Genomic DNA, 18,527 nt, shown 5'->3' on the forward strand with positions numbered 1-18,527 from the left:
CATGTATTCAATAATTCAGCAAACCGAGGAAGACATCACCACCAGCAAAGGAATTGTTGCCACACTTACCGACACACTTTTGGGATGGTGGGAAGCTTTTATAGTAAAACTACCCAACATTGCGGTGGCCATACTCGTCATAATCCTATCGTTTATACTGGCAAGGGTTTTCAAAAACGTACTGCTACGTATCCTTAGAAAGCATATGGAAAACCGTTCTATGCGGCGCATACTGGCAAAAATGCTATACGCCTGTATTGTACTTATAGGTTTTTTTCTGGCTCTGGGAATCCTCAATCTAGATAAGGCCCTTACATCTATACTCGCAGGGGCAGGTGTGGTGGCACTGGCCATAGGGCTAGCGTTGCAGGGTACGTTGAGCAATACGTTCTCTGGTGTTATGCTCTCGTTCTTACCACGGATACGTATAGGCGATTTTGTAGAGACCAATGAACATGCTGGTTTTGTCCATGAAATAAGCCTTCGGAATTTAGTACTCCGCCAACCCGATAACAAATATGTTATCATGCCCAATAGCAAATTTATTGAAGAACCGTTCGTGAACTATAGCCTGGACACCCGGGGACGTGTCTCGGTATATTGCGGTATTGCCTACGGAAGCGACCTCCACGCTGTAAAGAAGCTGGTGCTGGAGCAAATTGAAGCCGCCTTCCCCCCTACCCAAGGTGAGCGCATTGAATTCTACTATACCGAATTTGCTGACAGCTCCATAAACTTTATGGTTCGCTTTTGGATAGATTACACCAAGAAAAGCCAGATGTATACCGCGCAAGACAAAGCCATCTTGCTCATAAACGATCTCTTCAACAAACATGGTATAGAGATACCGTTCCCTATACGTACCTTAAAGATGCCCGACCTAAAACACAAACCAAACGATTTATAATATGGAAACCCATACAGAAATAGCAAAGAAGATAAACACATTGGTCACAAAAAACAACGACCTCAACGCTAAGTTCCTTTCATTCTCCATACTGGCAGAAGGGGCCGTGCTACAAGGTATACTAAGAAAGCATGCAGATATGCACCGGTTTTTTAGTCTCCAGTTGGTGCACGACCTAAAGACCTATGTGCCAGATTTTAACCTAGAACTCAACCGCACCATAGCCAATGCACTGGAAATGGGCTGGGAGGACATAAAAGCTTCCCTAGGGTTGGAAAACGATAAGGATCTCGAGACCCAATTGGCAAAGGACCATAAAGCTAGTATAGCACTGTACAAAGAGATTCTCCTTATCCTACCAGAGGAAATGCCAAAACTGAAATCCCTCTTGGAAGCCCACCTCTCCTGGCACTACAAAGCAGATGAGTATCTACCAGAAATAGATGAATAACTTATTTATTGCATACTAGTACCTGTAACGTATTGCTGTTCTTTTTAAAACAGGTTACCTTTGTTCTTTTAAACTGAACAACCAAGAAACCATTCGATACATGCCAAAAAGCAGTTTTGTTCGCTATGGGCTCTCGTTACAGTCTTTCTCCTATGTTGAAAGGTCATTCAGGAACCAATTTTTTATTAATTCTAAATTCTATGAAATGCTAAAAGCAGTTTTGTTTGATATGGACGGGGTTATTGTAGATACCGAACCTTTGCACCGAAAAGCCTATTTCAATATGTTCAGCGATATGGGCATTACTGTTTCTGAAGAAATGTACACCGGCTTCACAGGACAGGCTACCCTAAATATCTGCAAGGAACTTGTTGAGCATTTTCAGCTTACCGAAGCACCCAAAACCCTTGTAAAAGTAAAGCGAAAGCACTTTAAGCATTTGTTCGATACCGATGACTCCCTCCAACTTTTGGATGGCGTACTGGAACTGATACAGGACTATTACAATAACGGACTCACCCTGGTCCTGGCCTCTTCTGCCTCTATGCCCAACATCAACCGTATTTTTGAACGGTTTGATCTGGACCAATATTTCGTGGCCAAATTGAGCGGTGCCGATCTGGAAAAGAGCAAGCCCCATCCCGAGATCTTCATTAAAGCTGCCGAAGCCGCAGGGCACCCAAGAGAGCACTGTATGGTGATAGAGGACAGTGCCAACGGCATCAAGGCCGCAAACGATGCAGGCATCTTCGTGGTGGGATACGACAGCAAGCACAGTACAGACCAAGATTATGACAATGCCAATAAGGTGGTTTCTTACTTTGATGAGATTTCTTATGAAAAGGTGAAGAACATTGTATAGCCTACCCTTTGTTATTACGTTTAAAGTAATCTATTACCCGTAGGCTGGTAAGCCCGTGTATAACGATACTGAACAGTACCACATAACTCACAATACCAAATAGCTCTCTATATCCTTCAAACGTTCCATGCATCAAGGCGAAACTTAAATAGAAGAAACTCCCTATCCCCTTGATACCAAAGAACCCTATCGCCCACTTTTTTGCCGTACTGAAATTGGTAGTGGCCATCGCCAAATAACCGAACAACGGCCGCACCACCACCACAATGGCCAAGGCCACCAACATTCCTCGCCAATCGGTAAAGCTTAGGATACCGGACATAACCGCTCCCCCAAAGAAAATGGTCCATAAAGCCACCAAGAGCTTTTCGGTTTCTTCAATAAAATGCACCATGGTAGTGTTGATGTTCTTATCGGTATCGGCTGGGCGGTAGTATTGCATAAATACCCCGGTAGCAAACACACTCAAGAAGCCATAAGTGCCAAAACCCTCAGCAAGACCATAGGAGAAAAAGGTAAGTGCCAGTGCTATAAAACCTTTTAGGATGTACTTCTTTTCCCTATCGGTATGGAAGCTTACGGCATAACTGTATATAAAGCCTATCACGGCACCAACCATAAGTCCCACAACTATTTTAAAAAGTACATAGTACCATGCAAAGTGCCACCAATCTATTTCCGCCAAGCTGCCGGACTCGCTCAACAAAATAGCAAGGAACACGAACGGAAATGCCAAACCATCGTTAATACCCGCTTCAGCAGTAAGGGTATAGCGCAATCCTGTGTTCTTCTCATCTAGGTCTTGGTGTTCCTCCAACTGTAGTTCCGAAGCCAGTACGGGATCGGTTGGAGCTAGGACGGCCGCCAACAACAGGGAAGCAGCGCCATGCAAACCCAATACAAAATGTGCAAGACAAAACACGGCCACCATAAACAAAGGCATGGTTATCACGATAAGAGACAACGGTTTTTTCCAATGACCCCAGGTGTAATTGGTTCCCACCTTTAGCCCTGCCGTCATTAGGCTAATAATTACGATGACTTCGGTCACTATCTTTCCAAAATTGAATTCCCACAAGGGGTCCGGCCACGGCAAGGGTGCCTCCAACCAATAGATAACCGCTCCCATTACGAGCAATGGGATGATATAGGTAATCTTGATCTTCTTGGTATAAATAGGGATAAAGGCCATTAGTGAAATGGCAAAACCCACATAGGCGAGGGCTAGGAAGTAATCAGATATTTCTTCAAACAAATCTCTCTACTTTATGGACACTAAAATACTATCTTTTATGCTAAAACACTAGTAGTAAGTATCGCTATGCACAATAGGCTACATCGCGATTATGAATCCTGTACGCCCTGTAATAATTTCTCCATTAATTTTTTATCGCCATTGTTGTGCAGTACCGAGACATCTCCAGTAGATTCCAACACTACGGCAAGGACTTCATCAAAATCTATTACGTTAGCTTCCCGAAGTTTTGCTATGAGGTCGTCTTCGCCCATATTGGTCTTGTGCAGGTTTTCATACAATATTTCCCCATCACGCATCAACAACATAGGTTTGTTGGTAAATATTTTCTTCAGTGTAGCAGATTTGCGCACACAAAAGGCAAACAGTGTTTGAAACGCAATGATACCCGCCAATGCCACGGCTCCCTTCAGCAAAGAGGTGTTGGTATTAAGCACTACGGTTGCCAAGATAGAACCTATGGCTATGGTACTTGCAAAATCGAAACTGGACATCTTTGCAAAGGTGCGAAGCCCAGAGATACGGGTTATGGTAATGATGACCGTAAAAATGATGACTATAGATGCCAGTACTTTTAACAACAAGGGTAATTGAGCAGTAATCCAGTTTTCCATGGGTGATATGTTTTTTGTGAAAATAGGTAATTATTGGAAAATTATTGAATGTAAAACCTACTAAATTTAACGTAATGATAGCAGAAACACCGTTACCATTTACCGAACTTTAGCCTATTAATTTTACACAATGAAAGTAGCTATTGTTGGCTTTGGCCCCAGGGGTTTGGCTTGTTTGGAAAATTTGGTGCTGGCATCCAGCCAGATAGCCCAATCCAAAAGGGTAACTATTGTACTCTTTGAACCCTCTGAAGCTATAGGTACAGGAAAGGCCTGGCGGCTGGACCAACCGGAAACCAATTATATCAATATTTCCAACAGGGCACTGCTGGATTTGCAAGGAAGGGAAAGGATAGTATGGGAGGGGATGGAGGTTCCTGCGTTTCCTTCGTATGCGAGTTGGTGCTTAGAGAACGATACCATATTTGATCCCGATACCGATAAAGACCAATTTCCACCAAGATCGCAAATGGGCACCTATTTACACCATCGTGCCAAGAGTATCTGTAAGGTATTACTAGCTGCCCAGCGTGCTACCTTAGTGCAACAAGAGGTAAAAAGGTTGTCGTACAACCCCAAAACAGTCACGCTCTATACACAAAACGAGCGCTATACCGTAGATGAGTGCCTACTTACCTTGGGCCATCTGCCCACTACAAACAGTGACGAAACCAAAAAATTTAAGAGGCACGCCAAAAAAGAGAAGCCTATCTATATACACAACCCCTACCAGCATACCCTAGCACATGAGGATTTGGGGGTTCGCAATTTGTTTATAAAGGGATTTGGGCTTACTATGCTAGATGTGATGCGGCAACATACCAATTATAAATTTGGAAAGTTCCAACATAAAAAGGGAAGTCATTATCTTACTTTTAAGGCGGCGACGGGCTGTATACGAAAAATAATTCCCTACAGTGACGACGGGCTGGCTTTGATACCCAAGCCCTATAGCAAAAGTATTGATGCTAAATTTACCCCCAACAAAGAGCAACAGAACCGTTTTGAACTCAATATACGCAACCATCTCTCCCAACCCAAACAATGCAACGATGCCCGTTTTTTTACAGACGCCTTTGCAACCGTTGCTACCGAGATATATACTGCAATTTGCCAAACTAACTATACGCAGGAGGAATTGCAACAAGTTACCGTACAGTTGTTAGAGGCTTCCAGCACCCAACACCCTAGCCTATTGGACACCTCCCTACCGGTAGTGACCTATATAAAAAAGAGTATCGAAATGGCCATGGGACAAGCCGAACCCACTTTAGACTATACCATTGGGCAGGTATGGCGGCACTTGCAACCCATAATGTACCGCTTGTTTGCGTTTAGCGGCCTCCCAGGGAAAGTGATAAAAGCCATAGTAGATATAGATGAAGGCACCAAACGCTATTCTTATGGTCCCCCAGTAAAGAGTATGTTGCAATTACTCGCTCTAGAGGAAGCGGGCATTGTGGACCTGCGCTTTGTGAACGACCCAGAGATTAACTGTATATCCCGTGGATGGCAACTGAAAACCAACGACCTCACCGTTACAGCGGGTATGTTATGCAACTCGGTAATGGAGCCGCCTGTGTTACGACAACTGGACCACCCCCTAATTACCAGCTTACAAGAACAAGGACTGGTACAAGAAGTTTACGAAGGACTGGGCATTGCTACCCGACCGGATGGTACTGCGCGCGCGCCTGCACACCCAGACCATAGGGTGCCCATTGCCGTGCTTGGCCGAAATGCCAAGGGCAGTGTACTAGGGACCGATGCCATTTTGGAATGCTTTAGTCCCGAGACCAAGGACTGGGCGTTGGGGGCGGCACAAGCTATCCACTAAATGATGTGTTTGATTTTTACGTTGTTGTGTATTTCTTAAATTTCAGAAATTATTGCTTTTTTACCATATTGTACACTTGGACTCACTTGGACTATATATGGAGTAGCTATGGGGGAACTAAGGTAGATTAGAGGTTGAAACCATCAAGAATCAACTAAAGATATATAAGTATATGAAAACCATAACACAATGGGGCAGCGATACTTTTTTTATTGCTATCAATAGCATAACATCTTGTAAATTGTATCTTTAACTATGACATTGACCTTACTACTTGCTTGGCTTATTGCAACTAGCTGTATGACCGGATTCAGTTATTTATTCTCTACGATACTGGGAGAGAATTTTAAGGAGCCCCAATTACTAACCGATCTATTGGGTGAAATTGCTGGGCGCAAGCTCTCGGTATGGGTGGGATGGGTCGTGCACTACCTCACTGGTATCATGTTCCTGGGTATGCTAATAGGATTGTATTCGATTACGGGGGTGGAGGTCTCCATAGTTTGGGGGATTGTTTTTGGGATGGTGATGGGTGGTATAGGCATCCTTATGTGGAAGGTGCTCTACAAAGTTGCACAGGAAGATCCGCCCACGAATACCCGATTGTTCCATTTGCAACTTATTATTGCGCATGTGTTCTTTGGGATGGCAGCGATTGCCATAGAAAAAGTATGTATGCCCTATCTAGGGAGTTTGTAACCTTTTTTTAACCTGCTAGGCACCCACTACCTCACCCCCATTGACATGGATGAATTGTCCCGTGATATAACTAGCGTCCCTTGAAGCCAAGAATACATAGGCGGGACCCACCTCGCTTGGCTGTCCTGCCCGTCCCAGCGGGGTGTCCTGACCAAAATCTGAAATGTTGTTAAAGGTAGCAGGAATCAAGGGGGTCCAGATTGGACCTGGGGCCACTCCATTAACCCGTATGTTCTTTTTTGCCAATTGCTTGGCTAGCGACCGTGTAAAACTAACTATCGCTCCCTTGGTACTCGCGTAATCCACAAGATGGTCGCTACCCCTATACGCAGTAACGGAACTGGTGTTTATAATACAATCGCCAGATTGGAGATGTTCCATCGCAATTTTTGACAGGTAGAAGTATGGGTAGATATTTGTTTTGTAAGTAGTATCGAAATCTTCCAGCGAAATGTCCTTTAGGGTATCCTTGGGGAACTGTACCGCGGCATTGATTACCAAAACGTTCAGTGCACCAAAGTGGTCTATACACTTTTTTAGAGTAGCCTCGCACTGGGAAGGTTCCTTTACATCTGCCTGGATGAGCAGACATTGCTGCTCTTCTTTCTCTACCAACTTCTTGGTTTGCTGTGCATCTTTTTCTTCGGACAGGTACACAATGGCCACATTGGCACCCTCGCGTGCAAAATGTACTGCAACACTACGCCCTATGCCACTGTCGCCACCAGTAATAAGGGCAATCTTGCCAGCTAGTTTGCCACTTCCTTTATAGTCGTCCCTAATTACTTCGGGTTCGGGATTCATCTTGTTCTGTCTTCCTGGCTGATCTTGGTTCTGTTCTGGGAATTCGGTGGGTTTGCTCATAGTGGTTTGTTTATATAGTATTCATTATTACCTATTATAGCCTAGTTCTCTTACATTCTGATAGGTTCTTGTACCGGTTACTCTTTTTCAGTGGTCTGCTCCTCCTCTTCCTCTTCTTCCAATTCTTCTTTTGAAATCAAGTGGTGGTCTTTCCCCAATCCCACGATATTGATAATATTGCTCACGGTATTATACAGCATTAGGATTACCGTAATAAGTGCACCACTCAACATAGAAGAAACAATGAGCGTAGACCAATAGATAACATCGTACCAAGTAGTGGGGACATTATCTGTCTCGGTAATGGGAATATTGAAAAGTTGGAACAAGACCAAGGCACATACGAACAAAATAGTATCGATAGTGGCAATGTTGAGTACCTGCTTATAGTGGGCTTTTTTGAGTTTATTTTTAGTACCGCTACTTATCCCCAACAACGTGAGCAAGAGTGCAAGGATCGTGGCCGAAGCCAACACTATGGTATTACACAGCATATTAAGCCCGGGCAGGGAACTGGCAATCAACTTTTTTGCTTCGTAGCCAGATATTTGACCTATAACAACCACGGCCAGTGTTAAAAATAGGGTTACAATAAGTCCGCCTATAAACGCCCTTTTATTCTTTTGGAAGATATTTGAAATTTTATTGTTTGATCCCATAGTTTTACTGTGTATCCATCATTTTTATTAAAATCCAATATTTTTTGTCTACTTGAGAAAACCCACTGGATACGCCTCGTTTAGCCCTTTTTTAGTTGCTTGCTTCTTTATCCTTGTTACAGTTCCTTAGATATATAGCCAGCATTAGCCCATTTAACACAAAGGAGACCCCATTGGTAAGGATTATAGGCCAGTCAGTTTTTATAATTCCATATACAGTCCATAAGCCCACCCCCAGTAGCAAAATGGACAAAAATACCGGACTGATGGATTTGACCTCCTGGGTTTTAAGTGCTTTGTAAATTTGGGGTATAATAGCAATGGTGGTAAAAATTCCTGCGAGGGTACCTATAATTTCTGTTATATCCATTATTATCTATTATTGTACACCTATGCGATTAGCAACGGGCATCTTGCTGGCGTTTGCATCGCTTACCATGAGCCACTTTATAAAATTAGAGTATATGCCCTAGTCCTGGTGTTAAGTTTTTGCTAATACCCATGGCAAAGCAGTATTAAATTTATTATAAATAAAAGTATTGTGTCTTTTAAGGAATGGTTGACGAACAAGGGATTTTATTTAACACAAAAGGAACTGAATAGTATTGGTAAGTAGTGTTGGGATGAGGGAGATTCTTCGGCTGTGCCTGAGAAGGACAATTTGGATTGTAGACTTACGAATTACGACTTTAGAATGAAGAGAAGGATGTGGGATTCCTCCCTGCGGTTCGGAATGACATTGGGAAGCCACCCTGTCATTCTGAACGGAGCACAGCGAAGTGAAGAATCTAATTCACGGTTGGAAATGGTATTGCAACTTGAGATACAAAAAGAGATTACTTACCTCTTTATCAAGATAATAATTAAGCAACCTGAACTAAATATACCCAGTATTGGGTATTAATTACTAATAAATTTTAGATATCTTTATAATAGCTAACAGATTGATAACCAATACATTTTAAGTTATGAAAAATAGATACCGTTTGTTAATGGTAGCACTTCTATGCACCATTACAGTACTCGCACAGCGTAATGCTCCAGTAGCTGGACATGCAGCACAACTTACAAATCTCTTAAAGAAAGATTATTCACGCTTAGACCCTGTCACTATAAACATTACTATTAATCAAGACAGGGCAACAGTAATAGGTATAATCAAAAATTATATTAAAGAGGATACTTTACTTTCTAAAGTCAATGTAAAAGAGAAAAAAGATAGTATTGATGATCTCCGATTAGAAATAAAAGCTCAAGAAAATAAAATTACCCAACTCACTAGAAAACAAGTTGAAAATAATAAAGATGTCCTTAATCAAATAAAAGAAGAAAGAGATAGTCTATTAACAAACCTTAATTTAATTGATTCCTTACTATGGGATATCCATAAAACTGAAATGGTAAAACTACAAGCTATTTTTAAGGACAATCCCTACCTTGTACATCTTATCGAGCTATTTATAAAAAAATACAATAATATAGCCTCTAAAAAGCTAGATACTTGGGCGAAAGAAAACAGCTTTGCAAGTATCCCAAAAAATTTATCCTTTTTGACGGGCGACCTGGCCTTTGGGACTCTAATAGACGGTATGAGCAAATTTCTAATAAAAAGGGCAAAGGAAGAGTTAACCGTTTACATTCTAGAAGAAACAGAAAAAAAACTGAGTGCGGCAGAAAGAGACACCCTTAACATACTTAATGAACTTATGCTCGTTATGCCAAAAACCTCCGAGTATCTAAAAAATTTCCAACCAGATGTTTATAGCCAAGAAACCTTGAATGATGTTAAACAATATGTTAATGCAGATATAGAACAACTACTTCACAATATTCCCAGGCTCGAAGAAAGCTTAAGATTTAAAGGAATAATTAATGGCAATGAGAGCCTGAAGATTTGTTTTCAGGCACTGAGATTAATACCTCAACTTTCCAAGGTTGAGCATCCTATAGACTATTACGAAATTCTCAAAAACAACCTATTGTTAAGCGAGTACCAAATAGACCGAGAAATAGTAGATATATTGGAAACAGCCGCCATGCTAACCTATAGCCTTACAGCTATAGATGGAAACCAAACTAAATTAGTCACCACAAAATTTATAACCACTTACAGCCAAGAGGAACATTTTTTAATGGGATATATAGGCTTGTTAAACCAACAACATCTTAAATATTTTAACATAGAATATAAAAATAGTGTCAAGGAAATTATGGACACCATTCCTCCCAATAAATTGGAAGAAAAGAAAATTGAGATACAAAATATTGTACGAACAATATTTAAGATTGTTGAGAATGCTGAACGTTTATATCAAAACGCTTCAGAAATTAAACAAAAAAGTGAAGAGAGCGAAGAGCAAATATCGCCAGAGGTTGTATATCAATATATAGAAGATTTTTTAGTAATGTTTGAAGATGCAAAAAAAGCAAGCATCTACCTCATAGAAATAAAAAACGGTAGAGTAGCTTCTATATATCAAAATTCATTTTCAAATTTTTTCAAAACAGCTCGCATAACCAATGAGATTGCACTAGACCTACAAAGAAAAAGGTATGCCAAAGCAATAATATCTGCTATTAAAATACCTCTTTCCTTAAATAATAGTAATAATGAAAATATAAGAGGTTACGAAACAACCTATAAGCTTATAAACTTTTACGATGATCTTGCCAACGCCACCGACGCCGAAAGTGCCGAAAAGGCCATAGAAGCCTTTGTATTGCCAAGAGGTAGCTATAAAATGAAAAGAAAATTTATTACACCAATAATGCTTAATGCCTATCCTGGTTTTTTAGGTGGAATAGAATTAAGTAATGTAGAGAACAATAAAACTTCTGGTTATGTAGGTATTACTGCCCCAGTTGGTATCTCGCTTGGTCTAGGAAAATTTGGACTGTTTACAAGTATAATAGACATTGCAGCACCAACCAGACTAAGATTGGACAGCAGTAAGGATACAAAAACACTCTCAGACTATACATTTAATAACATTTTTGCACCTGGATTATATTTCACATACTCTTTTGGCAATTCTCCTTTAGTATTATATGTAGGAGCACAATACGGCCCTGAGCTGGGTTTTACTGAGGATTTAAATGGCAATATTGCCACTACCAATACCGAAGTATTTCGCATTGGCGCTGGAGTTACTGTAGACATTCCCTTGCTTACACTCTATAGAAAACCAAAGCAATTTAAAACCCTTAAAGCAAATAGTAATAAGGAACAATTAAGAATATTAAGAAAAGAAAAGAAAAGGATTGAAAAAAGTATAGAAAGGTTGAAGGATGAAACTCAAAAAAATTAATTTATGAGGTTAATTTTCAAAACAAGTTTGTGTTTAATATTCCTATTCATTTGTTCTCAAACAATGGCACAAATTCATAATGAATTGTACATAGAAGAAATAGAGGAAGAACAAGAAACCTTAAATGAAAAGTATAAAAATGACGATACGCCTCAAGAAGGATATGAGCAACAAAAATCTGAACAAATCCTGTACTATGAGCTTGAGTCTAAACAACAAGAAGAATTAAAATACAAAATAAAAAAAATAGAATACTCAGTTGATGGTGAGGCTATAAAAAATTATTTGAAGCAACAACAGGTTGAAATTCCAGCGATAATTCAAGATTCCGAGGAAGAAAAAGATTCTACAATTGTTAAGTCAACAAATGAGGCAGCACAAGAAAATAAGAGAGATAATCATTATAAAAAAGACAATAATGAGCAGAAATCCAGAACACTATTTGGAGTGTCAAGATTCGACAGCCGTATTGAGTTTGCTGCTTTAGATGCAAATTATCCAGAAGAAAAGCAAATGTTACTTACAGCAAAATCGGTCGGTATGATCGTTGAAAAAAAACAACTTAAAAAAGTTTCCAAAAACTATTACCAGCTAAATACAACAAGAACACTGGCAAACACTTACAACGTATGTCCTGAAACTGCATTTAAAGAACAGCCTATTGCAGGTGTAGGCACAGCATTCGTAATTGGTGACAACCAGTTCATTACAGCTAAGCATGTCTTTGAGAAAGACCCAAAAAAATATGCTATTGTATTTGGCTATAAAGTTTTAAACAAAATAAATACAGTAGAAAATATCATAGCTGAAAGAGATATTTATTTCGTAGAAAAAATTACAAAATCTTCAAATCAACTGGATATTTGTGAGTTTACTACTAACAAGCAATTTTATGGTATTCCACTTTCAATTGAAAAACAAAAGCAAGCAAAATTTAACACATCTGTTTATATGATTGGTCACCCATTAGGTTTACCGAAAAAATTAACATTGAAAGCATCAATAAATAAAGCAGATCATCCTCAATACTTCTTAACAACTCTAGATAGCTTTGCCGGTAATTCTGGATCGCCTGTTTTTGATAAAACAACTCACAAAGTGATTGGAGTAATGGTCTCAGGAGAACTGGATTTTATTTTTAACGGTACCTGTTACAAAGAAAAATCCTGTTCCCCACCGTATTGTTTGGGTGAAAAAGTAGTTCGCATCACCTCATTTATAAATTAACATTACAATCAGAGATACAAAAAGAGATTCTTCGGCTAACGCCTCAGAATGACATTGTGATTTTGATTGATGATTTGATATGGGGTTTCCCCTGCGGTTTGGAAGGATATTGGGAAGCTCCCTCTTGGCATAAAAAAACCACCTAATTTATTTAGATGGCCTTTGCAAATCAATAGGAACATTTAATCAATCCCTTTGCCCACTTGGGCTTTCCTTTACCTTGCCGTTGTTATCATAACCCGCAGGATCATTGCTCTCCGGGGTTTTCTTGGGGTCGTTCTTTGTGGGGGTATCAGGTTCATTGGGTTTGCTGTTGGGCTCCCCGGGATAGTCTTGATTCTGTATGTTCTGCTCGTTTTTTTTGTCCTTATGGAGCAACGGTGCTTTTTTATCTTCTTTCATAATATCGGTTTTAGTTTATTTTTTTCTTTTCGCCATGGTTGCAAAAAATTAAGTGATTAGACTAATAGTACCATATCTAAACAAATTACGAAATACCCTATGGGTGAAAGTAATTCCAGATTGGATAAATTTCCTAAAACATTCCCCTTGCCCCCTTCGAAGGGGGGATTATAGTCCCTATCCTTTATGGAAGTGAGTTGGAGGGAATGTGTCCTTTGATTAATACTTATTTGTGTTCTAAGCAGCTAGGTATGCTTTGCAAGCGTCTATACATTCACGGCAGGCCTTTGCGCAGTCCTGGCAATGTTGGTGGTCGTGCTGCTCGCAGGTACTGGCGCAATCCTCACATACACTTATACAGTACTCAATCAATCCATTTACATTCTCGTAGGAGGTGTGCAGTACTTGTGAAAGACTGCTACATACCTCGGCGCATACACGGTCCGTACGGATACAGTGTGCCATTTGTTTAACATTATCCTCATCCAAACAGGCATCGGCACAATGGTTACAGGCATTGATGCAGCTTCCTAAGGTGCTAATGAGTTCATTCCTTTTCATAGTCTTTGTAGTTTAAAAAATTACTCTTCTTCTTGTTGTTGGGTGGTGGGAATGTCCCTACCCCCATACCCTGCTTTTTGATTATCTTTTTTGTTGATAATCTCAGGTTTTAAATCGGTTTGTTTCTTTTTGTCGGTCATAGTTTCCTTTATTAAGGTTAACTGTTCATGTTTTTATTTGGCTCATCCAGTTCCCTGTCCTTTTTAGTATCGTTCTTGGACTTTTTGGGTCTATCCTCGTTATCGTGGGTGTCTGGTGTATTGTTTTCGTCCAGTTCCCTATCGGGTGAGGGCTGTTGTCTCTTAGGACTAAAACCAGCCTTACGGTTTTTAATCCGCAGCTTAGTGGTTACACCGCTCTTTTTAGATTGTTTTTGATCGCTCATCATACTAGATCATTGGGTACGGGTGCTATCATCCTTATCACCATACTGGTTGGTATGCTCTCTCTTCTGGGGACCTTTACGGGTCTCTGGGTGCAAGCTCTCGGCGAGCTCTCCTTCTTTCTTTTGTTTTTCTTTTTTGTCGGACATAATTGTGGGGTTTCTGTTGTCTGTTGTCAGTTGTCTGTTGTCTGTTGTCTGTTGTCTGTTGTCAGTTGTCAGTTGTCTGTTGTCTGTTGTCAGTTGTCAGTTGTCAGTTTTCTGTTGTCAGTTTTCTGTTGGGGTTGAAATATCTCCCTAGCTCCATACAAAGGGGAATAGTGGGTTTGGCTTCTTTATTTTCGGAATCCTTTGTAATTGGAGTTAGGGAGTTTGCTTGTTAGGCTGTATCCCTTGGTTGGTGCTTTTCCCTACGTTGCTTTTCCTGATAATTGATCTCACGCCCATCTGCCTCATTAGCTTTTTCGTCAATGGCGCTATCCTTAATGCTGGTTTTGTGCTCATCCTGTCCGGGAATCTTTTTATCGTCTGTACTCATAACTCAATAGTTTTAAATTAGTATAGCTTAAAGATACCCTAAGAACTTCAAAAACTGAAGGGCATTAGCACTCTTTAACAGCCAATGTTAAACAGTTCTCAATTAGGATTTTGCTAAGAGATTTCAGTATATATTAAAAGTATCTTTATACTGAAAAAAAATAAACCGCTGGAACCTTTCAGTACAAAAAAAAGAAAACTATGAAAACTACAAAAGAACAAGCAGACCAAGACATCCATGAAAACTTAGTAAACAATCTACAGGAACTCCTGGAAAAAAACATTGATGCCGAAGAAGGATACTCCAAGGCCATGAAAGATGCCAAGAACAATAGGTTGAAATCCTTTTTACAACACCAAGCTGCCAAAAGAAGCCAGTTTGTTACCGAACTAAACCAAGAGATCCGTAACCTGAACGAAACCCCGAAAGAAAAAGGAAGTACTACAGGTAGCCTACACCGCACGTGGATAGACATAAAGTCTTCCCTAACCGGTAATGACGATGAAGCCGTACTGGAAGAGTGCATCCGTGGTGATAAAGCTAGCGTAGAAGAATATGAGGAGCGCTTGCAGGAAAACCGTTTCCCACAAAATATCCAGCAAACGTTGAACAACCAGCTCTCTGAGATACGGGGAACACTTTCCAAAGTGAAATCCTTGGAAGATATCGCAGATAATCTAGACTAAAATTTAATACCTGCTATGTAAGAACCGCCTTGAGGACTTATCCCAAGGCGGTTCTTTTTATTATAATTCTGCTGTAATGCTTTCGAGATGGTTTTAGTATCTCAATATAAATCGAGCAGACCTACATAAACGAAATAGTTTTTGCTATAAGGGACTAAGTAACTGGAATATTGGCTTCCTTGATGGCCTTGAAGCCTCCGGCTACATCAATTACATTGTGAATTCCCCGTGCTTTTAAAATGGAAGCCGCAATTACGGACCTATAGCCACCGGCACAGTGTACATAAAAGGATCCTTCTTCAGGAAATGCTTCCAAATGTTTATTGATATGTTCCAAGGAGGTATGAGTAGCCGAGGGAATATGGGCATTGTCCCACTCGCTATCCTTGCGCACATCGAACACCGGGGCATTGTCTTGCAATACTTCCTTGAGCTTTTCTGCTGGTACAGATTGTAGGTTGTCCGTTTCCTTGCCAGCTTCTTTCCAAGCTGTTATGCCACCTTTTAAATACCCTAGCGTATTATCGAAACCTACACGGGAAAGACGGGTCACCGTTTCCTCTTCCCTTCCCTCTGGTGTTACCAAGAGGATGGTTTGGTTTACATCGGCTATCATAGCACCTACCCATGGGGCAAAGCCACCATCTATACCAATAAAGATAGAGCGTGGAATATGTGCTTGTATAAATTCTTTTTGGTGGCGTACGTCCAAAACCACAGCTCCAGTGGCATTTGCAGCATCCTCGAACTCCTGCGGGGTCATTGCTTTGGTGCCCCTCTCTATCACTTGGTCAATATGATCGTAGCCTTCCTTGTTCATCTTTACATTCAACGGAAAATAGGCTGGTGGTGGTAACAAACCATCGGTTACTTCCTTTATAAACTCTTCCTTGGTCATATCTTCCCGAAGGGCATAGTTCATTTGCTTCTGGTTGCCCAAGGTATCCACGGTTTCTTTCATCATATTTTTTCCGCAAGCTGAGCCTGCTCCATGTGCGGGATAAACAATTACATCGTCATTCAATGGCATAATCTTGTTCCTAAGGCTATCGTATAGCATCCCTGCTAGGTCTTCTTGTGTAAGATCGTTTCCCTTTTGGGCTAAGTCTGGCCTACCTACATCGCCCAAAAACAGGGTGTCCCCACTAAAGATACAATGATCTTCTCCATTTTCGTCCTTAAGAAGATAGGTGGTACTCTCCAACGTATGCCCTGGGGTATGCAGTACCTTTAGGGTAAGCTTCCCAATGGTGAACTCTTGCCCATCCTTAGCTATTTCAGCATTAAAACTAGGGTTGGCATTGGGGCCATACACAATAGGTGCGCCGGTTTCCTTGCTAAGTGATAGGTGACCACTCACAAAATCGGCATGGAAATGAGTCTCGAAAATATATTTTATGGTAGCGTTATCCCGCTTGGCACGCTCCAAATAAGGCTTGGTTTCGCGAAGTGGGTCTATGATGGCAGCTTCTCCATTGCTCTCAATATAGTAAGCGCCTTGGCTTAAGCAGCCCGTATAAATTTGTTCTACTGTCATGGTTCTTCAAAATTTATGCAAAGATATAAAAGATGGAAGAGCGTAAGGGATTTTTAATTATGGATTGGATCATTCAAGGCTCAAGGATTCAGATTGTTTCTCACCCCTCATAGCTCAACACAGAAAATGTTACCTGCCCAGCTCTACCCACTACCTACTATCCCTTCTCCTCCTACGTATCTTTTTACTGTTTACTTTTTTCTGGAAAGCGCGGCTGTATTTGGTCATGAGCGCGTGGGTCTCTTTTTCGGGTTTGCCGTAAAGGCGTGCATATTCCTTTGCCATTATGTTGATCATGGTCTTGGAAAGCCACAGTCGCCTAAAATTGTGCATACGCTTGTGGAAGTCCATGGGCTCAAAGCGCATCCTATTTAAATCTATCAAGTAGAAATCGTAGGTACCGTCGCCCATATCATTTATCAAGGTGTTGCCTGGCGAGTGGTCCAAAAAATTGATCTCCTTTTCGTGCAACTGAAATGTAAACGCTGCCATTTGCCGTAATACCTCCGCACGGTTGGGCCAGTTGGGATTGTGGTTCAACACCCTGAAATCAAAGTCATAATCCACGTGCTTGGAAATGTAGTAGCTGTCTTTGAGTCCTCCAACGAACACCTCAACATACCCCACTGGCAAAGGGGTATTGATACCTTTTTCAGTCAAAATCTTGGCATATTGGAACGACCGTTTGGCCTTGCTCTTCCGCAGGTATCGGTACACCAAGCGCTGCACCGCATTTGGGGTCTTGAACTTTTTAATATTATAAACCTCGCCTTTAATTTCTACCTTTTTTATCACGTTGCGCTCGCCCTTGGTCACGTACGCGCCCATAGTTTCAAAATTGTCAATAGCATCCCACAATTGGGGTCCGATATGTTGGTAGTCTTTATGTACGTGGGTTACTTTCATGCGTCGGTTTGTTGGAGTCCGTAGGGCGTCCAGGTACTTTTGGTGGTTTTGGTGGTTTTACGTATCTGTTTGTTATTGGCAAGCATTTCTTCGGTTACATAGCCCTGTGGATGTTCCAGATGCATGGTCACCAAACTGTAACGCGCCTGGATAGGTCGCACTCCTTTGTTCATCAACCGCTCGCCCAATTCGCGGTCCTCGCCGCCATATTGCATGCGTTCGTCAAATCCGTTTACGGCTACGATATCCTCGCGCCAACCCGAGGCATTGTTGCCATCCCAGGTTGCCTTTGTGGGGGTGATCCAGTTCAGGAATTGTTCTTTGGTGCCGGTGGCTGTGAGCTTGTTCAGTTTAAAACTTTTTTTCAGTCCTTGGGCGACCAACCAATGTGCATCAAAACATTTTCGGGTGCGGATATCTTCTTCTGAAATATTTTCTGAAATATCCTCCGGCAACTTAAAATAGCCACCCGAAAGAAAGCTATTGGGTTTTCGCATAGCCAAATGCTTTTCCACCAAATCGAAACGTGGAATACAATCACCATCGGTAAAAATAAGGTATTCGGCTTCAGTGGCTTTGATGGCTTTGTTGAGGATCTTCGTCTTCTGGAACCCATCGTCCTCTTGCCAAATGTGTGCAATCTTCAGTACATTTTTCTGCTGAAATTGTTGGATGACCGTAGCGGTTTCTTCCGTAGAGCCATCGTCTGCGATCACGATATCGAAATTGGTAAAAGTCTGCCCCTCGAAGCCCCACAACGCTTTTGTGAGCCAGCGTGGCTGGTTGTACGTGCTAATTATCACCGAAACAGAACTCATGGTTGAAAAAAAAT

Annotated in this window: 22 protein-coding genes; 9 read left to right on the plus strand and 13 right to left on the minus strand. The window is 41.1% G+C overall.

Annotated elements, in window-relative coordinates; translation table 11 throughout:
- The first annotated feature begins 1 nt into the window (after window position 1).
- From C8D94_RS10405 to C8D94_RS10415, 3 genes are all read left to right on the plus strand, one after another.
- Window positions 2-907 (plus strand): mechanosensitive ion channel family protein, encoded by a 906-nt coding sequence (locus C8D94_RS10405; protein ID WP_115123880.1) that lies wholly within the window; start codon window positions 2-4, stop codon window positions 905-907.
- A gap of 1 nt (window position 908) precedes the next feature.
- The gene (locus tag C8D94_RS10410; RefSeq protein WP_115123881.1) at window positions 909-1,358 is read left to right on the plus strand and encodes a hypothetical protein; all 450 of its coding nucleotides are present in this window, start codon (window positions 909-911) and stop codon (window positions 1,356-1,358) included.
- Window positions 1,359-1,563: 205 nt separating this feature from the next.
- Entirely contained in the window at window positions 1,564-2,220 is a 657-nt protein-coding gene (locus C8D94_RS10415; RefSeq protein ID WP_115124043.1) for an HAD family hydrolase, read from the plus strand.
- 1 nt (window position 2,221) lies between these two features.
- Here C8D94_RS10415 and C8D94_RS10420 read toward each other — a convergent pair whose 3' ends face one another.
- Window positions 2,222-3,475 (minus strand): cation:proton antiporter, encoded by a 1,254-nt coding sequence (locus C8D94_RS10420; RefSeq protein ID WP_115123882.1) that lies wholly within the window; start codon window positions 3,473-3,475, stop codon window positions 2,222-2,224.
- Window positions 3,476-3,564: 89 nt separating this feature from the next.
- Window positions 3,565-4,089: a DUF421 domain-containing protein gene (locus C8D94_RS10425; RefSeq protein WP_115123883.1), complete on the minus strand. Its 525-nt coding sequence runs from the start codon at window positions 4,087-4,089 to the stop codon at window positions 3,565-3,567.
- Window positions 4,090-4,219: 130 nt separating this feature from the next.
- Between C8D94_RS10425 and C8D94_RS10430 the strand changes: the two genes are divergently transcribed.
- Together C8D94_RS10430 and C8D94_RS10435 are read left to right on the plus strand one after the other, a co-directional pair.
- Entirely contained in the window at window positions 4,220-5,926 is a 1,707-nt protein-coding gene (locus C8D94_RS10430) for an FAD/NAD(P)-binding protein (protein ID WP_115123884.1), read from the plus strand.
- A 255-nt stretch (window positions 5,927-6,181) separates the two neighbouring features.
- Complete coding sequence (locus tag C8D94_RS10435; RefSeq protein WP_115123885.1) at window positions 6,182-6,625, plus strand: hypothetical protein; 444 nt, start codon at window positions 6,182-6,184, stop codon at window positions 6,623-6,625.
- 15 nt (window positions 6,626-6,640) lie between these two features.
- Here C8D94_RS10435 and C8D94_RS10440 read toward each other — a convergent pair whose 3' ends face one another.
- From C8D94_RS10440 to C8D94_RS10450, 3 genes are all read right to left on the minus strand, one after another.
- Complete coding sequence (locus C8D94_RS10440) at window positions 6,641-7,489, minus strand: SDR family oxidoreductase (protein WP_115123886.1); 849 nt, start codon at window positions 7,487-7,489, stop codon at window positions 6,641-6,643.
- 77 nt (window positions 7,490-7,566) lie between these two features.
- Window positions 7,567-8,148: a hypothetical protein gene (locus C8D94_RS10445; RefSeq protein WP_245946270.1), complete on the minus strand. Its 582-nt coding sequence runs from the start codon at window positions 8,146-8,148 to the stop codon at window positions 7,567-7,569.
- 91 nt (window positions 8,149-8,239) lie between these two features.
- Entirely contained in the window at window positions 8,240-8,518 is a 279-nt protein-coding gene (locus C8D94_RS10450) for a SemiSWEET family sugar transporter (protein WP_115123887.1), read from the minus strand.
- A gap of 291 nt (window positions 8,519-8,809) precedes the next feature.
- Here C8D94_RS10450 and C8D94_RS10455 point away from each other — a divergent pair, with 291 nt between their 5' ends.
- The 3 genes from C8D94_RS10455 (at window position 8,810) to C8D94_RS10465 (ending at window position 12,683) form a co-directional block, all read left to right on the plus strand.
- Window positions 8,810-9,052: a hypothetical protein gene (locus C8D94_RS10455; protein ID WP_147278537.1), complete on the plus strand. Its 243-nt coding sequence runs from the start codon at window positions 8,810-8,812 to the stop codon at window positions 9,050-9,052.
- A gap of 64 nt (window positions 9,053-9,116) precedes the next feature.
- Window positions 9,117-11,456 carry a hypothetical protein gene (locus C8D94_RS10460; protein ID WP_147278538.1) on the plus strand — a complete coding sequence of 780 codons (2,340 nt, stop codon included), beginning with the start codon at window positions 9,117-9,119 and terminating at the stop codon, window positions 11,454-11,456.
- Window positions 11,457-11,519: 63 nt separating this feature from the next.
- Window positions 11,520-12,683, plus strand: coding sequence for a trypsin-like serine peptidase (locus tag C8D94_RS10465; protein WP_170134759.1), 1,164 nt, complete (start codon window positions 11,520-11,522; stop codon window positions 12,681-12,683).
- A gap of 186 nt (window positions 12,684-12,869) precedes the next feature.
- Here the strand turns inward: C8D94_RS10465 and C8D94_RS10470 are convergent, their stop codons facing one another.
- The 5 genes from C8D94_RS10470 to C8D94_RS15330 all read right to left on the minus strand — a co-directional run bounded on the left by C8D94_RS10470 (window position 12,870) and on the right by C8D94_RS15330 (window position 14,566).
- A complete protein-coding gene (locus C8D94_RS10470; protein WP_115123891.1) occupies window positions 12,870-13,085 on the minus strand; it encodes a hypothetical protein in 216 nt (71 codons plus the stop codon).
- A 237-nt stretch (window positions 13,086-13,322) separates the two neighbouring features.
- Window positions 13,323-13,646, minus strand: coding sequence for a four-helix bundle copper-binding protein (locus C8D94_RS10475; RefSeq protein ID WP_115123892.1), 324 nt, complete (start codon window positions 13,644-13,646; stop codon window positions 13,323-13,325).
- Between the two features lie 157 nt (window positions 13,647-13,803).
- Window positions 13,804-14,034, minus strand: coding sequence for a hypothetical protein (locus C8D94_RS10480; RefSeq protein ID WP_147278539.1), 231 nt, complete (start codon window positions 14,032-14,034; stop codon window positions 13,804-13,806).
- Window positions 14,035-14,040: 6 nt separating this feature from the next.
- Window positions 14,041-14,178: a hypothetical protein gene (locus C8D94_RS15325; RefSeq protein ID WP_170134760.1), complete on the minus strand. Its 138-nt coding sequence runs from the start codon at window positions 14,176-14,178 to the stop codon at window positions 14,041-14,043.
- Window positions 14,179-14,407: 229 nt separating this feature from the next.
- On the minus strand, window positions 14,408-14,566 hold the full coding sequence (locus C8D94_RS15330) for a hypothetical protein (protein WP_170134761.1): 159 nt from the start codon (window positions 14,564-14,566) through the stop codon (window positions 14,408-14,410).
- 200 nt (window positions 14,567-14,766) lie between these two features.
- Between C8D94_RS15330 and C8D94_RS10490 the strand changes: the two genes are divergently transcribed.
- Window positions 14,767-15,252: a ferritin-like domain-containing protein gene (locus C8D94_RS10490; protein ID WP_115123895.1), complete on the plus strand. Its 486-nt coding sequence runs from the start codon at window positions 14,767-14,769 to the stop codon at window positions 15,250-15,252.
- Window positions 15,253-15,406: 154 nt separating this feature from the next.
- Here C8D94_RS10490 and C8D94_RS10495 read toward each other — a convergent pair whose 3' ends face one another.
- The 3 genes from C8D94_RS10495 to C8D94_RS10505 all read right to left on the minus strand — a co-directional run bounded on the left by C8D94_RS10495 (window position 15,407) and on the right by C8D94_RS10505 (window position 18,513).
- The gene (locus C8D94_RS10495; RefSeq protein ID WP_115123896.1) at window positions 15,407-16,789 is read right to left on the minus strand and encodes an MBL fold metallo-hydrolase; all 1,383 of its coding nucleotides are present in this window, start codon (window positions 16,787-16,789) and stop codon (window positions 15,407-15,409) included.
- Window positions 16,790-16,939: 150 nt separating this feature from the next.
- On the minus strand, window positions 16,940-17,695 hold the full coding sequence (locus C8D94_RS10500) for a lipopolysaccharide kinase InaA family protein (protein ID WP_170134762.1): 756 nt from the start codon (window positions 17,693-17,695) through the stop codon (window positions 16,940-16,942).
- Window positions 17,692-18,513 carry a glycosyltransferase family 2 protein gene (locus C8D94_RS10505; protein WP_115123897.1) on the minus strand — a complete coding sequence of 274 codons (822 nt, stop codon included), beginning with the start codon at window positions 18,511-18,513 and terminating at the stop codon, window positions 17,692-17,694. Before C8D94_RS10505 ends, C8D94_RS10500 begins: the two co-directional genes overlap by 4 nt.
- Window positions 18,514-18,527 lie beyond the last annotated feature (14 nt).

Origin of the sequence: Marinirhabdus gelatinilytica (assembly GCF_003353425.1) — a bacterium.
GTDB lineage: Bacteria > Bacteroidota > Bacteroidia > Flavobacteriales > Flavobacteriaceae > Marinirhabdus > Marinirhabdus gelatinilytica.

Bases quoted from the DNA above. Each gene is read 5' to 3' on its own strand.
- C8D94_RS10410 (WP_115123881.1), top strand. From the start codon at position 909: ATGGAAACCCATACAGAAATAGCAAAGAAGATAAACACATTGGTCACA.
- C8D94_RS10500 (WP_170134762.1), bottom strand. From the start codon at position 17,695: ATGAAAGTAACCCACGTACATAAAGACTACCAACATATCGGACCCCAA.
- C8D94_RS10465 (WP_170134759.1), top strand. From the start codon at position 11,520: ATGGCACAAATTCATAATGAATTGTACATAGAAGAAATAGAGGAAGAA.
- C8D94_RS10460 (WP_147278538.1), top strand. From the start codon at position 9,117: ATGAAAAATAGATACCGTTTGTTAATGGTAGCACTTCTATGCACCATT.
- C8D94_RS10495 (WP_115123896.1), bottom strand. From the start codon at position 16,789: ATGACAGTAGAACAAATTTATACGGGCTGCTTAAGCCAAGGCGCTTAC.
- C8D94_RS10470 (WP_115123891.1), bottom strand. From the start codon at position 13,085: ATGAAAGAAGATAAAAAAGCACCGTTGCTCCATAAGGACAAAAAAAAC.
- C8D94_RS10475 (WP_115123892.1), bottom strand. From the start codon at position 13,646: ATGAAAAGGAATGAACTCATTAGCACCTTAGGAAGCTGCATCAATGCC.
- C8D94_RS10450 (WP_115123887.1), bottom strand. From the start codon at position 8,518: ATGGATATAACAGAAATTATAGGTACCCTCGCAGGAATTTTTACCACC.
- C8D94_RS10440 (WP_115123886.1), bottom strand. From the start codon at position 7,489: ATGAGCAAACCCACCGAATTCCCAGAACAGAACCAAGATCAGCCAGGA.
- C8D94_RS10490 (WP_115123895.1), top strand. From the start codon at position 14,767: ATGAAAACTACAAAAGAACAAGCAGACCAAGACATCCATGAAAACTTA.
- C8D94_RS10430 (WP_115123884.1), top strand. From the start codon at position 4,220: ATGAAAGTAGCTATTGTTGGCTTTGGCCCCAGGGGTTTGGCTTGTTTG.
- C8D94_RS10505 (WP_115123897.1), bottom strand. From the start codon at position 18,513: ATGAGTTCTGTTTCGGTGATAATTAGCACGTACAACCAGCCACGCTGG.
- C8D94_RS10425 (WP_115123883.1), bottom strand. From the start codon at position 4,089: ATGGAAAACTGGATTACTGCTCAATTACCCTTGTTGTTAAAAGTACTG.
- C8D94_RS10445 (WP_245946270.1), bottom strand. From the start codon at position 8,148: ATGGGATCAAACAATAAAATTTCAAATATCTTCCAAAAGAATAAAAGG.
- C8D94_RS10435 (WP_115123885.1), top strand. From the start codon at position 6,182: ATGACATTGACCTTACTACTTGCTTGGCTTATTGCAACTAGCTGTATG.
- C8D94_RS10415 (WP_115124043.1), top strand. From the start codon at position 1,564: ATGCTAAAAGCAGTTTTGTTTGATATGGACGGGGTTATTGTAGATACC.
- C8D94_RS15325 (WP_170134760.1), bottom strand. From the start codon at position 14,178: ATGTCCGACAAAAAAGAAAAACAAAAGAAAGAAGGAGAGCTCGCCGAG.
- C8D94_RS10405 (WP_115123880.1), top strand. From the start codon at position 2: ATGTATTCAATAATTCAGCAAACCGAGGAAGACATCACCACCAGCAAA.
- C8D94_RS15330 (WP_170134761.1), bottom strand. From the start codon at position 14,566: ATGAGTACAGACGATAAAAAGATTCCCGGACAGGATGAGCACAAAACC.
- C8D94_RS10480 (WP_147278539.1), bottom strand. From the start codon at position 14,034: ATGATGAGCGATCAAAAACAATCTAAAAAGAGCGGTGTAACCACTAAG.